We start from the raw sequence: 12,980 nt of genomic DNA on the forward strand, positions 1-12,980 counted from the left end.
CCGGGGCTTCTCGCAGGTCTTGTGCTCAGGCGCGACCTACAGCTGCCGGACTCCCGGTGCCGTAGTAAAAGTAAAATCGCGACGGCTGGATCACGTGGCCAAGTATGCCCGCGGCCGCCAAACCCGCGCAAGGCTGCCCGGGGTGTGGCGCCCGACCCATCCCGCACAGCGGGACGGCCCGGGCGCCACCGTCATCCGGTCAGCTGACCCGGGTGATCCGGTTGGCCGGGCCGGGCGCCACCGGTGCGTTCGCACCGAGGTAGCCGACCAGCGCGTCGACGTCGAAACCGGGCGCCGTGGTGCGGTTGGTGCCTGCGGTGAGGTTGGTGAAGCCGTCACCACCGTTGGCGAGGAAGTCGTTGGTGGTGAGCCGGTAGCTGGCGGCCGGGTCGATCGGGGTGCCGTTCAGCGCGATCCCACTGACCCGCGCGCCCGCCGGCAGCGTCGTGTTGTAGGTGTACGTGAAGCCCGCCGACACCTGCAGCACCCGCTGGGTGGTCTGCCCGCCGAAGCCGACGAACTGCTGCTCCAGCACGTTCTTGATCTGGGCGCCGGTCACGGTCTGGGTGACGACCAGGTTGTTGAACGGCTGCACGGTGAACGCCTCGCCGTAGGTGACCTGGCCGGGCGCCTCGCCGCCGGGGGAGTTGGCGTACGAGAGCGAGGCCCGGATGCCACCGGGGTTCATGAAGGCGATCTGCGCGCCGTCGCCCTGGGTCCAGGCGAGCTGCGCGTCGGCGATCACGTCACCGAGCGGGCTCTCCTGGTTGGGCTGGACGTCACGGACGATGTCGGCGCTGATGGCACCGACCACCCGGTTGGCGATCGGGCTGACCGCGGTGCGGTACTTGTCGGCCAGCTTCTTCGCGGCCGGGTCGACCAGGGCGGCGTTGCGGACGAAGGTGCCGTCCGGGTTGGTCTGGTAGGTGCCGTCCGCGTTGCGGACGCCGTTCTCGGCGATCACGTTGCGGGCGGTGATCGCGGCGAACTTGCCGGTCTTCTTGTCGAGCGTGTAGTCGATGTCGGTGACCAGCTGACCGTTGGTGCCGGCGCTGGTGACCACGACGTTCTGGCCCGCGGAGTTCGGCAGGCTGCACGAGTAGAAGCGGTGGGTGTGGCCGGAGACGACGATGCCGTACTCGGGGCGCAGGCCCTTGACGATGTCGACGATCGGCCCGGAGAAGTTGTTGCAGCCGTCGACCGGCTGCGTGCCGGACTGGCCGCCGCCCTCGTGCAGCAGCAGCACCATCGACTTGACGCCGAGCAGGCGCAGCAGCGTCGCGTACTTGTTGGCGGTCTCGATCTCGTCCTTGAAGTTGACGTCCTGGATCCCGGCCGGGTTGACGATGCCGGGGGTGCCCTCGAGCGTCATGCCGACGAAGCCGACCGGCACGCCGTCGACGATGCGGATGTTGAACGGCAGCAGCAGCGGCAGGTTGAGCCGCTTGGTGACGACGTTGGCGGCGAGGTAGGTGAAGTCGGCGCCGTAGAAGGGGTCGCCGTCCTGGCAGCCGTCGACGGGGTGGCAGCCGCCGTACTGGAGGCGCTTGAGCTCGTCCGTGCCCTCGTCGAACTCGTGGTTGCCGACCGAGGTGATCTCCATGCCCAGCACGTTGAGCATCTCGATCGTCGGCTCGTCGTGGAACGCGGCGCTGACCAGCGGCGTCGCGCCGACCATGTCGCCGGCGCCGACCGTGGTGGACAGGCGGCCCTCGCTCTTGGCCTCGGCCCGCAGCCGCTTGACGGTGGTGGTCAGGTATTCGGAGCCACCGGCCGGGACTCCGTTGACGGCCGCGCCGGAACCGGCGGGCGGGTCGATGGAGCCGTGGAAATCGTTGAACCCGAGGAGGTTGCCCTGGGCCAGCTTGGCGCCGTTCGAGTGCCCGAACGACACGGAAACGGGCTGGAACGCGGGTGCGGCGGCGGCCGTCGAGGACGGGCCGGCCGCTGGCAGGGCGACGATCACCCCGAGGGTGAGGGCCGGTGCCGCGAGATAGCGCAGCAACCGACTTGGTCGACTCGTGATCGGCATGTCACATCCTGTGCGATCGATAGGGGGTCACCCGGAAGGGGAGACGCGACAGAGGTCATCGTTCACTTTCGGGCGACAAGACACCAGGCCCACATCGATGACGGCAGGGTGTCGGATAGGGGTTTGACCGGGCCGTTCGGGCACACGACCGCCGCCGGAAGTTGTCGGACGGTCGGAATAGACTTCGCGGTGCGATGCGTGCTCTCTTCGAACTCCCCAATTCAGACAGCGGACCGGCCGTGCTCGCCGCCGACGGCGACAGCCGGCCCCGGCGGCCCAAGCTCGACCCCGACGCCCTGGTCGCCGGCCTCAACGGCCCACAGCGCGACGCGGTGACCCATGCCGGCTCGCCGCTGCTGATCGTGGCCGGCGCGGGCTCGGGCAAGACCCGGGTGCTCACCCACCGGATCGCCTATCTGCTCGCCGCGCGCGACGTGCACCCCGGTCAGGTCATCGCGATCACCTTCACCAACAAGGCCGCCGGTGAGATGAAGGAGCGGGTCGCCGCGCTGGTCGGTGGCCGCGCCCGGCAGATGTGGGTGTCGACGTTCCACTCCGCGTGCGTGCGCATCCTGCGGGCCGAGCACGAGCACGCGGGTCTCAAGTCGACGTTCTCCATCTACGACGCCGACGACTCGCGGCGCCTGATGCAGCTCGTCGCCCGGGAGCTCGACCTCGACCCCAAGCGCCACCCGGCCCGCGGCCTGGCCGCGCAGGTGTCGAACCTCAAGAACGAGCTGGTCGACCAGGAGACCTTCGCCGAGCGCGCCAAGGGCCCGATCGAGCGCGCGGTCGCCGAGGCGTACACCCTCTATCAGCGGCGCCTCAAGGAGGCGCACGCGCTCGACTTCGACGACCTGATCATGACGACGGTGCACCTGTTCCAGTCGCATCCACACGTCGCCGAGTCCTACCGCCGCCGCTTCCGGCACGTGCTGGTCGACGAATACCAGGACACCAACCACGCGCAGTACGTGCTGATCAAGGAGCTGGTCTCCGGCACCGAGGGTCTGGAGCCGGCCGAGCTGTGCGTGGTGGGCGACGCGGACCAGTCCATCTACGCCTTCCGCGGCGCGACGATCCGCAACATCCTCGAGTTCGAGCGCGACTACACCGACGCGCGGACCATCCTGCTGGAGCAGAACTACCGCTCCACCCAGACGATCCTCAACGCCGCCAACGCGGTGATCAGCCGCAACCCGTCGCGCAAGCCCAAGCGGCTGTGGAGCGACCAGGGCGCCGGCGAGAGCATCGTCGGCTACGTCGCCGACACCGAGCACGCCGAGGCCGACTGGGTGGCCCGCGAGATCGACCGGCTCACCGACGACGCCGGCGCGCGACCGGGCGACGTCGCCGTGTTCTACCGCACCAACGCGCAGTCCCGGGTGTTCGAGGAGGTGTTCATCCGGGTCGGCCTGCCCTACAAGGTGGTCGGCGGTGTGCGCTTCTACGAGCGGCGCGAGGTCCGCGACGCGCTCGCCTACCTGCGCTCGATCGTCAACGACGACGACACGGTCAGCATCCGCCGCGTCATGAACACCCCGCGCCGCGGCATCGGCGACCGGGCCGAGGGCGCGGTCGAGGCGCTGTCGAGCCGCGAACGCGTCTCCTTCGGCGCGGCCCTGCGGCGGGCGAGCGAGGCACCCGGCATCTCCACCCGGGCGGTCAACGGCATCGGCGACTTCGTGGCGCTGCTCGACGGCCTGCGGGAGCTCTCGGAGACGTCGCCTCCCGAAGAGGTCCTGGAGGCGGCCCTGACCCGGTCGGGCTACCTCGCGGAGCTGGAGGAGAGCACCGACCCGCAGGACGCCGGCCGGGTGGAGAACCTGCAGGAGCTGGTCTCGGTGGCCCGCGAGTTCACCGAGCGGGTCGAGGGCAACGACGAGCGGGCGACGCTGGCGGGCTTCCTGGAGCAGGTGGCCCTGGTCGCCGACGCCGACCAGGTGCCCGCCGACGACCCCGACCACCAGGGCGTGGTCACCCTGATGACGCTGCACACGGCCAAGGGCCTGGAGTTCCCGATCGTCTTCCTGACCGGGCTCGAGGACGGTGTGTTCCCGCACATGCGCGCGTTGGGCGACAACACAGAGCTCGAGGAGGAGCGGCGCCTGGCCTACGTGGGCATCACCCGCGCCCGCCAGCGGCTCTACCTGTCGCGGGCGGTGACGCGGTCGGCCTGGGGTGCGCCCTCCTACAACCCGACGTCGCGGTTCGTCGCGGAGCTGCCGGAGGAACTGGTCCGCTGGGAGCGCACCGAGGGCGCCTACACGTCGTGGTCCGGCACGGGCGGCGGCGTGGGCAACCGCGGTGCCGGCGGGTCCGCCGGCGGCGCCGCGCGGGGCGGTGGCTTCTCCGGGGGCACGCCCAAGGCCGCGGCCCTGGCGGCCCGGTTGGGGATCGACGGCAGCAAGCTGTCGACGGCGAGCGAGCTCAAGCAGGCGGCGCCCAAGGTCGCGGTCGGGGACCGGGTCAACCACCAGCGCTACGGCCTCGGCCGGGTGCTGGCCGTCGAGGGTCAGGGGCCGAGCGCCCGGGCCCAGATCGACTTCGGCGACCAGACCATGTGGCTGGTCCTGCGCCACGCGCCCGTCGAGAAGCTCTAGCGCTCTTGACCCGACCGGCTATCGTTTTGGACATGCCGCACTACTAGGTCCGACAACGGCTGCTTCTGGTCATTCGTGCTGCCGGGCGGACACCTCCACCTCTCCCTCGAACGAAGAGGGGAGGTGAAGAAGAAGTGACTCAGACCACCGATCTGCGTGCGGAGCTCGTCGAGCTCCGCGCCGAACGGGACGCGCTCAAGGCGCAGCTCGCCGGTGAGCTGCCCCAGGCCACCCGCTGGCTGCAGCAGAAGGTCTGGCGGCAAGCCGCGGCCCTGACCCTGCTGAACCAGCGCGTGGTCAACCAGCGGCTCGTCCTCCGCACGCTGGACCAGCTCGGCCGCTCGCTGAGCCCCGCCGAGTTCCAGGCCGCGACCAAGTCCGACGCCCAGGCGTCCTGACCAGGCGGGGGTGGGCGCCCCACTCGGGACGCTCGCCCCCGTGCCCGAGCCCCAGAAGCCCAACGGCCGGGCAGCCGCCTCTAAAGCGGCCATCAGCGGGTTCGACTCCCGCCTGGGGCGCGAAGACGACGATGGGTCCGGCTCCCGAAGGAGCCGGACCCATCGTTTCCGGGGGGTGGGGGAAGCCTCGGCCTCAGCAGCCGTTGATCGGCACGCCCTTCGCCTTCAGGAACGGCGCGGGGTCGATCTGGTTCCACATGGCGCCCTGGTGCACCTCGAAGTGCAGGTGCGGACCGGTCGAGTCGCCGGTGGAGCCTTCGTAGCCGATGATCTGTCCGGCCTTCACCTGCTGGCCGACCTCGACCGCGGTGCGGTTCTGGTGGGCGTAGTGGGTGAAGTAGCCGTCGCCGTGGTCGATGACCACCGAGATGCCGTAGCCGGTGTACGCCCAGCCGGCGGCGATCACGGTGCCCGCCGCGGCGGCCCGCTCAGGGGTGTTCTCCGGCATCGCGAAGTCTATGCCCTGATGGGGGACTCCCCAGCGCATGCCGAAGCACGAGGTGATCTCGGAGCCTGGCATCGGTGAGGTCCAGCCGGCCTTCGAGATGACCGGGCCGGCGGCCTTGGGCTTCGCGGTGGTGGCCTTGGGGGTGGCCTTCTTCGTCGCTGGAGCCGCCTTCTTGGTCGACTTCGTCTCGGCCTTCTCCGTGGCCGTGGGGGTGGCGGCCGCGGTGGTCGGGTTGACGGTCGGGATGGCGACGGGGGAGCGCAGGGCGCGGTCGGCACGGCTGGCGGCGTCAATGCGGGCCTGCTGGTCGGCCACCGCGATGGTGGTGGGTGACGTCGAGTCGTCACCCAGAGTAGCGACGGCGCCACCCGCGATACCGAGGCCGAGCAGGCCGACAGCGGCGAGCGCGACCACGCGACCGCGTCCTACGAGCGAGGAGCGCACGCGGTCGCGGATGCCGAGCGGGCCCTGCGGTGCCTGCTCGATCTCGCTGTCCTGAGCGTGAAACTCCTGCTCGGGCTGTTGGTCGTACGGGTAGTTCGGATGCACGAGGGTGAACCTCCGTGGTTGTGCGGCACGGACCGGCAAATGGTTGTACGAGCCGTGTTCAACGCCGCGACGGCTAGGCGTATGCCGTGTCGATGACCACGCTGAGTGAGGGCGGCTATGTCCCGATTCGGCCCGCTACACCCCGGTACGCCCGCAAGCCTCGGGAGTGGCGGCCGTCACATCGGTCGCTGTGGCGTAGGAAACTTTGCCGGTCGACGGGCGACAAAAAACCGCCCATCGCGTGTGCGACGGGCGGTCGAGCGGACACTGCCCTGCGTGCAGGGCTCGCTACTCAGCCGTAGATTGAGGCGACCTGTAGCTGGATGTCCACATCGCGCTCCTTCAGGAACGGGATCGGGTCGGTGGATTCGCCGTCCACCTGCGTTTCGATGCACAGCTGCGACCCGTACGCGTGCCCGGTGCTGCCGACCAGACCGATCATGTCGCCGGCCTTGACCTCTTGGCCCTTCTGCACGAAGACCTGCCTGGCGTGGCCATAAATGATCTCGGTGCCGTCGCCGTGGTCGATGATCACGGCCATCCCGTATCCACCGATCCAGCCGGCTTCCTTGACGACACCGGCGTGCATCGCGGCGAACGGGGTGCCCTCGGGCGCGACCAGGTCGATGCCGGCGTGCAGTTGCTTGCCCTGCATGCCGTAAGGGTTGGTGAAGGTGTAGCCGGTGAGCGGGAGCTGCCAGATGTCGGAGGGCTCGGCGAGCGAGGTCTCCATCTTGTCGGCGGAGCGGTCCTCGGACCGGGACGCCTTCTCCGCGCTCTGCCCGCGCTCCTGCAGCGCGTTGTCGACCGCGCTGCCGTGCAGCGCGTCGAGGACCTGGGGGTCGACGGCCTTGGCGTCGGGCATCGCGCTCGCGCCGAGGGCGACCACGCCGGCACCGACGAACGCGCCGGTGACCACGATCGCGTAGCGACTGCGGGGCGGGGTAGGGACGCGTCGCCGGCCGCGATAGCGGTCCTTCTCAGACGACAAGCGCTGGCGCACGCACACCCTCCGTTGTCGGAACAATGGGGCGGCCGCGGCGTTTGCTCACGGGGGGTGAACGCCGGTGATCCGCAGTGCCTTTCCGGGGGGATCGGATTGGCAGCCGTGGGACACGGTAGCCAACCCTTAAGCGACTCTCAAGCTGAAGAAGCGTTTCGCGGACATTAAGTCCGACCGCCCGCAGTGGAATGCCTGATTTCGTAACCTTTTGTGGGGAGCCTCGTTAATAGCTCTCCGTCACATAGAGCATTACTTATTGTTATGTGGCGCGCCGGACCCGGTGTCGCCCCTAAGGGCCCGACCGGGTTACCGTTCGTTCAGGCAACGAAGCCATGTGGAGGCACGAGCATGAGTGCACGGGTGCGGGTTGTGGTCGCCAAGCCGGGCCTGGACGGCCACGACCGGGGCGCCAAGATTGTCGCGCGCGCGCTGCGCGACGCCGGCATGGAGGTCGTCTACACGGGTCTGCACCAGACACCGGAGCAGATCGTCGAGACCGCCATCCAGGAGGACGCGGACGCGGTCGGCCTGTCTGTGCTGTCGGGCGCGCACATGACGCTGTTCAAGCGCGTCCTCGAACTGCTCGAGTCCCGTGGCGCCGGCGACATCGTGGTGTTCGGCGGGGGCATCATTCCCGAAGCCGACATTCCCGAATTGCAGCGGATGGGCGTGGCGAAGATCTTCACGCCGGGCGCACCCACCCAAACCATCGTCGACTGGGTTCGGGAAAACGTCGCGCAACCTGTCGGCTGAGCTGCCGAAAGGCGCTTTAGTAAGAAAGCAGAAAAGGGGAGAGGCCGGACGCACCCCTCACACGCCCGGCCTCTCTATGCACGATGCCCCGCCGCCACCCCTCGACCGACAGGGCATCGGCCGTCTTCGTCGGCTTTGTCGCTTGCGTGCCGACACTCACATCAACGACGCCCTTATCCGGCGGTTACGCGCCATCTCAGAAATTTCCGGGAAGCCCGACCCTGTGGAGTGCCGCACACCCGCGACCCAGCCGGGTTGCCGACTCCGCCCGCGTGGATAGGCTCCCCTCAAACACCAGAATGGGCGCGGCGCAACGGTGCGCCGGCCGGATGAGGACGGGACGCGTAGACGTGGACCTGTACGAGTACCAGGGGCGCGATCTCTTCGAGCGGCACGGGCTCCCCGTGCTCGCCGGCGGTGTCGCCGAGACCCCGGAGGAGGCCCGCGCGATCGCCGAGCGCCTCGGTGGCCGCGTGGTCGTGAAGGCCCAGGTCAAGGTCGGTGGCCGCGGCAAGGCCGGCGGCGTGAAGCTGGCCGACGGGCCGGAGGAGACGCATGCCCGGGCGAGCGACATCCTCGGGATGGACATCAAGGGCCATACGGTCCACAAGGTGATGCTGGCGGAGACCGCCGACATCACCGAGGAATACTACTTCTCCTACCTGCTGGACCGCGCCAACCGCACGTTCCTGTGCATCGCGAGCGTGGCCGGCGGCATGGACATCGAGCAGGTCGCCGCGCAGACCCCCGACAAGGTCGCCAAGGTCGCCATCGACGCCAACAAGGGCGTCGACGTCGCGACCGCGAAGGAGATCGTCGCCAAGGCGCAGTTCCCCGCCGAGGTGGCCGACGAGATCATCGAGATCGCGATCAAGCTGTGGCGGGCGTTCGTCGCCGAGGACGCCACGCTGGTCGAGGTCAACCCCCTCGCCAAGGTGGCCGGCGGCCGCGTGCTGTGCCTCGACGCCAAGGTCACGCTCGACGAGAACGCCGGCTTCCGGCACCCCGACCACGAGGCGCTGGTCGACCAGAGCGCGGTCGACCCGCTGGAGCGGGCCGCCAAGGAGAAGGACCTCAACTACGTCAAGCTCGACGGCGAGGTCGGGATCATCGGCAACGGCGCGGGCCTGGTCATGTCGACGCTCGACGTCGTCGCGTACGCGGGCGAGTCGCACGGCGGCGTCAAGCCGGCCAACTTCCTCGACATCGGCGGCGGCGCGAGCGCGGCGGTCATGGCCAACGGCCTCGAGATCGTGCTCTCCGACCCGAGCGTCAAGAGCGTGTTCGTCAACGTCTTCGGCGGCATCACCGCTTGCGACGAGGTCGCCAACGGCATCATCCAGGCGCTGGCGCTGCTCGAGCAGCGCGGCGAGGCGGTCACCAAGCCGCTGGTCGTCCGGCTGGACGGCAACAACGCCGAGGCCGGTCGGGCGATTCTCGACGGCGCGGCGAACCCGCTCGTCGAGCGGGTGGACACGATGGACGGTGCGGCGCAGCGTGCCGCCGAGCTCGCGGCTGCGGGGGTCTGAGACATGGCGATCTGGCTGACCAAGGACTCCAAGGTCATCGTTCAGGGCATGACCGGCTCGGAGGGTTCCAAGCACACCCGCCGGATGCTGGCCGCCGGCACCCACGTCGTGGGCGGCGTCAACCCGCGCAAGGCGGGCCAGACCGTCGACTTCGACGGCACGGCGCTGCCGGTGTTCGCGTCGGTCGCCGACGCGATGAAGGAGACCGGGGCTGACGTCTCCGTCATCTTCGTGCCGCCGCAGTTCACCAAGGCCGCCGTGGTCGAGGCGATCGACGCCGAGATCCCGCTGGCCGTGGTGATCACCGAGGGCGTGCCGGTGCACGACACCGCCGCGTTCTGGGCCTACAACGTCGAGAAGGGCCAGCAGACGCGGATCATCGGGCCGAACTGCCCGGGCATCGCGTCGCCGGGTGCGTCGAACGCGGGCATCATCCCCGCCGACATCACCCCCGCCGGCCGCATCGGCCTGGTCAGCAAGAGCGGCACGCTGACCTACCAGCTGATGTACGAGCTGCGCGACATCGGCTTCTCGACCAGCGTCGGCATCGGCGGTGACCCGGTGATCGGCACGACCCACATCGACGCGCTGGCCGCGTTCCAGGACGACCCCGACACCGACGCGATCGTCATGATCGGCGAGATCGGCGGCGACGCCGAGGAGCGCGCGGCGGCGTTCATCAAGGAGCACGTGACCAAGCCGGTGGTCGCCTACATCGCGGGCTTCACCGCGCCGCCCGGCAAGACCATGGGGCATGCGGGCGCGATCATCTCGGGCTCGGCCGGCACGGCCGACGCGAAGAAGGTGGCGCTGGAGGCGGCCGGCGTGCGGGTCGGCAAGACGCCGAGCGAGACCGCGCGCCTGATGCGCGAGATCATCCAGAGCCGATAACGGCATTTCATCGGGTACGGGGTACGGCGCGCGTCGCCGTACCCCGTTTCCATTCAGTGGTAATAGACGCCCGGGTACTGGCGGGTGAAGTTGAGTACCAGGCTGGCCACGATGTTGATCACGCTTAGCGCGATCGCCAGCCAGCCCAGGAGTTGCGACTTGCCGAACCGGCGCGCGTCCCGCAGCGACAGGACGCCGAAGAGGATGCCGAGCACGCCGCAGCAGATCAGGCCGATCACGATGCCGAGGACGCCCCAGAGCGTCGTGTGGTCCTGCGCGCCCCAGCCGGAGCCCCGCCCCCACGGATAGCGCCCACCTGGGCCGCCTGGTCCACCCGGGCCGCCGGGTCCGCCCGGCCCGCCGCCCTGCGGCGGGTAACCCGGCGGCGGATAGCCCGGCGGCGGATACCCGGGCGGCGGTTCCTGCCCCGGCGGGTATCCGCCCGGCGGCGGCCCGTATCCCGGCGGCTGTCCGTACGGCGGCGGCTCCTGACCCGGTGGCGGCGTCGGGTAACCGGCCCCTTGGCCGGGTTGGCCGGCCGGCGGCTGGTAGCCCGGTGGGTCCGGGTTGGCGCCGGGGGTCACCGGACCGCCGGGCGGATAGGACGGGCCCGTCGGTGACCCGGGTGGTCCGAAAGTGGGTTCGGGCGCCGCGCCGCCCGGCGGCGGGCCGGCAGGTCGATGCGGCTCGTCCGGATCCTGCCCGCGGGGCGGATATTCGGCGGTCATGCGGCGCCTCCCGGTCATTCGGGCCGATCACAACGTTCGCCGTATGTTATCTCCGACTTTACGAAGCTTGTCCGCCTTTGCCGGTTTACTCGATGATCGACGTCCGTTGTGTCGCGCGGGACCCGTGGTGCCGGCGTGAAAAAGTAGTCGGCGATGCGCAGTCCGAACCCCGACGGCCAGTCCCCGGCCGCCGACGACCGACGGGACCCGCCCACGGGCCCCATCCCCGGCATGGGCACGGACGAGCAGGCGATCGGCCTCGACCTCCCACGCCACGACGACCCGCCGGTGCCGCGGGAGCCCCCGCCGGAGCCGGAGCCGGAACCCGAGCCCGAGGAGCCCGACGACGCCGGCCAACGCCCCACCGAGCGGATCGCCGTCGGGGAGCGCACCACCGAACGCATCGACGTCGGCAACCGCCCGACGGTCCGGCTGCCCCGCCAGCGCCCGGCACCACCCGGCAACCGCGCGCCCCTGCTCGTCGCCGGCCCGGTCGCCGCGCTGTTCGCGGCCTGCTTCTCGTTCCTGCCGGTGGCGGTCGCGCTCACCCTCGCCCAGCTCACCGAAGGGGCCGGCCAACTCGGCGGCGCCACCCGGGCCGGCCTCGCCGGCTGGCTGCTCGCACACGGCGTGCCGCTGGGCACGTCGCTCGGCCCGCTCGGCCTGGCCCCGCTCGCGGTCGGCGTGTTCGCGGCCTGGCGGGTCAGCCGCGCCGGCGTGCACACCAGCCGGGCCTACGGCATCGCCCACCGCGGGAACCCGGTTGAGGCGGCCAAGGTGGCCGGCACCGTCGGGCTCGGCTACGCCGTGGTCGGTGCGGCCGCGGCGCTGCTCGCCGCCAAGCCCGGCCTCGAGGTCTCCGCGCTGCGGGCGTTCCTGCAACTGCTCGTCTTCGGCACGCTGGCGGCGCTGGTCGGCGCGTTGCGGGTGACCGGAGCCCTGCGGGTCACCGCCGTGCGCATGCCGCCGGTGCTGCGCGACGGGATCCGCACCGGCGTGGTCGGCGCGGTGCTGGTGCTGGGCACGGGTGCGGCGGTGGCCGGGCTGTCCGTGGCGCTCAGCGGCGGTGAGGCGGGTGACGTGCTCGGCGCCTATCACACCGGGGTCGCCGGGCAGGTGGGCATCACGCTGATCTGCCTCGCGTACGCGCCGAACGCCGCGATCTGGGCGACCGCTTACCTGTTGGGCCCTGGTTTCGCGGTGGGTGTCGACACCACCGTGCGCACCACTGAGGTCGACGTCGGCACGCTGCTGCCACTGCCGCTGGTCGCCGGCATACCCGACGGCCCGGTCGGTGGCCTGGGCGCGCTGTTGCTCGCGATCCCGCTGGTGGCCGGCATGATCGCCGGGTGGCTGCTGGCCCGCCGAGTGCTTCGGCTGCGCGCCGGTGACGCACACGGCCGGCACCGCTCGTGGGGTTCGCTGGTCGGCGCCGCCGCGGTCGGCGGGCCGGTGGCTGGCCTGCTGCTCGGTGCGGCGGCGCTGTGCTCCCGGGGGCCGGTCGGCGGGCCGAGGCTGGCCGAGATGGGCCCGGTGCCGTGGCAGGTGGCCCTCGCGGGCGCGCTCGTGGTTACCGTCGGCGCCACCGTCGGCGCCGCGGCGACCCGGGCCCTCGCCGGCCCGTAGGTCCTATCCGGACCTGTGCGGCGAGGGCCGGGACGGATCAGTTGCCGGGCAGGTCGACGACGCTGAGCAGGACGGCCAGGATCAGGATCAGCAGACCGAGGCCGGCGCCGACGATGCCGCAGATGAAGCCGGCCTGAGCCTGGCTGCCGTTGTTGGCCAGCCCCTGCGCCACCTTTTGCTTGCCCAGGTAACCGAGCACGATCGCGGCGGCGCCGAGCACGATGCCACCGACGCCGCGGCAGCACGCGCCCGGGATCGACAGGATGCCGATGATCATCGCCAGCAGGCCCAGCGTGTTGTTCTGCGGCTGGGCCGGCGGGCCGTAGCCCTGCGGCGGGTATGGGTTCGTCACGGGAATGT

At 70.7% G+C, this 12,980-nt stretch carries 10 protein-coding genes and 1 pseudogene; 6 read left to right on the plus strand and 5 right to left on the minus strand.

From position 1 onward, the window contains the following. Positions 1-199: 199 nt before the first annotated feature. The gene (locus Air01nite_RS02560) at positions 200-2,032 is read right to left on the minus strand and encodes a bifunctional metallophosphatase/5'-nucleotidase (protein WP_203700128.1); all 1,833 of its coding nucleotides are present in this window, start codon (positions 2,030-2,032) and stop codon (positions 200-202) included. A 194-nt stretch (positions 2,033-2,226) separates the two neighbouring features. On the opposite strand from Air01nite_RS02560, the gene pcrA reads away from it, so the two are divergent. Both pcrA and Air01nite_RS02570 read left to right on the plus strand, forming a co-directional pair. Then, entirely contained in the window at positions 2,227-4,635 is a 2,409-nt protein-coding gene (gene pcrA, locus Air01nite_RS02565) for a DNA helicase PcrA (RefSeq protein WP_203700129.1), read from the plus strand. Positions 4,636-4,769: 134 nt separating this feature from the next. Next, positions 4,770-5,033, plus strand: coding sequence for a hypothetical protein (locus Air01nite_RS02570; RefSeq protein WP_203700130.1), 264 nt, complete (start codon positions 4,770-4,772; stop codon positions 5,031-5,033). Between the two features lie 193 nt (positions 5,034-5,226). Here Air01nite_RS02570 and Air01nite_RS02575 read toward each other — a convergent pair whose 3' ends face one another. Both Air01nite_RS02575 and Air01nite_RS02580 read right to left on the minus strand, forming a co-directional pair. After that, the gene (locus Air01nite_RS02575) at positions 5,227-5,997 is read right to left on the minus strand and encodes a M23 family metallopeptidase (protein WP_239090449.1); all 771 of its coding nucleotides are present in this window, start codon (positions 5,995-5,997) and stop codon (positions 5,227-5,229) included. Positions 5,998-6,382: 385 nt separating this feature from the next. Further along, on the minus strand, positions 6,383-7,093 hold the full coding sequence (locus tag Air01nite_RS02580) for a M23 family metallopeptidase (RefSeq protein WP_203700131.1): 711 nt from the start codon (positions 7,091-7,093) through the stop codon (positions 6,383-6,385). A gap of 348 nt (positions 7,094-7,441) precedes the next feature. Between Air01nite_RS02580 and icmB the strand changes: the two genes are divergently transcribed. From icmB to sucD, 3 genes are all read left to right on the plus strand, one after another. Next, positions 7,442-7,846, plus strand: coding sequence for a coenzyme B12-dependent isobutyryl CoA mutase small subunit (gene icmB / locus Air01nite_RS02585; protein ID WP_203700132.1), 405 nt, complete (start codon positions 7,442-7,444; stop codon positions 7,844-7,846). A 350-nt stretch (positions 7,847-8,196) separates the two neighbouring features. Continuing rightward, complete coding sequence (gene sucC, locus Air01nite_RS02590) at positions 8,197-9,375, plus strand: ADP-forming succinate--CoA ligase subunit beta (protein ID WP_203700241.1); 1,179 nt, start codon at positions 8,197-8,199, stop codon at positions 9,373-9,375. Positions 9,376-9,378: 3 nt separating this feature from the next. Beyond that, positions 9,379-10,266, plus strand: coding sequence for a succinate--CoA ligase subunit alpha (gene sucD, locus Air01nite_RS02595; protein WP_203700133.1), 888 nt, complete (start codon positions 9,379-9,381; stop codon positions 10,264-10,266). A gap of 53 nt (positions 10,267-10,319) precedes the next feature. Here the strand turns inward: sucD and Air01nite_RS02600 are convergent. Next, positions 10,320-10,541: pseudogene (locus Air01nite_RS02600) on the minus strand (DUF4190 domain-containing protein); the annotation flags it as partial. A gap of 606 nt (positions 10,542-11,147) precedes the next feature. Between Air01nite_RS02600 and Air01nite_RS02605 the strand changes: the two are divergent. Continuing rightward, complete coding sequence (locus tag Air01nite_RS02605) at positions 11,148-12,620, plus strand: cell division protein PerM (protein ID WP_203700134.1); 1,473 nt, start codon at positions 11,148-11,150, stop codon at positions 12,618-12,620. A 37-nt stretch (positions 12,621-12,657) separates the two neighbouring features. Here the strand turns inward: Air01nite_RS02605 and Air01nite_RS02610 are convergent, their stop codons facing one another. Continuing rightward, complete coding sequence (locus tag Air01nite_RS02610; protein ID WP_203700135.1) at positions 12,658-12,972, minus strand: hypothetical protein; 315 nt, start codon at positions 12,970-12,972, stop codon at positions 12,658-12,660. Positions 12,973-12,980: the final 8 nt, after the last annotated feature.

It is taken from the genome of Asanoa iriomotensis, from assembly GCF_016862515.1.
In the GTDB taxonomy this organism is placed as follows: Bacteria; Actinomycetota; Actinomycetes; order Mycobacteriales; family Micromonosporaceae; genus Asanoa; species Asanoa iriomotensis.

Excerpts from the sequence above, each read along its gene's own strand:
- Air01nite_RS02560 (WP_203700128.1), bottom strand. The coding sequence starts at position 2,032 with ATGCCGATCACGAGTCGACCAAGTCGGTTGCTGCGCTATCTCGCGGCA.
- pcrA (WP_203700129.1), top strand. The coding sequence starts at position 2,227 with ATGCGTGCTCTCTTCGAACTCCCCAATTCAGACAGCGGACCGGCCGTG.
- icmB (WP_203700132.1), top strand. The coding sequence starts at position 7,442 with ATGAGTGCACGGGTGCGGGTTGTGGTCGCCAAGCCGGGCCTGGACGGC.
- sucD (WP_203700133.1), top strand. The coding sequence starts at position 9,379 with ATGGCGATCTGGCTGACCAAGGACTCCAAGGTCATCGTTCAGGGCATG.
- Air01nite_RS02605 (WP_203700134.1), top strand. The coding sequence starts at position 11,148 with ATGCGCAGTCCGAACCCCGACGGCCAGTCCCCGGCCGCCGACGACCGA.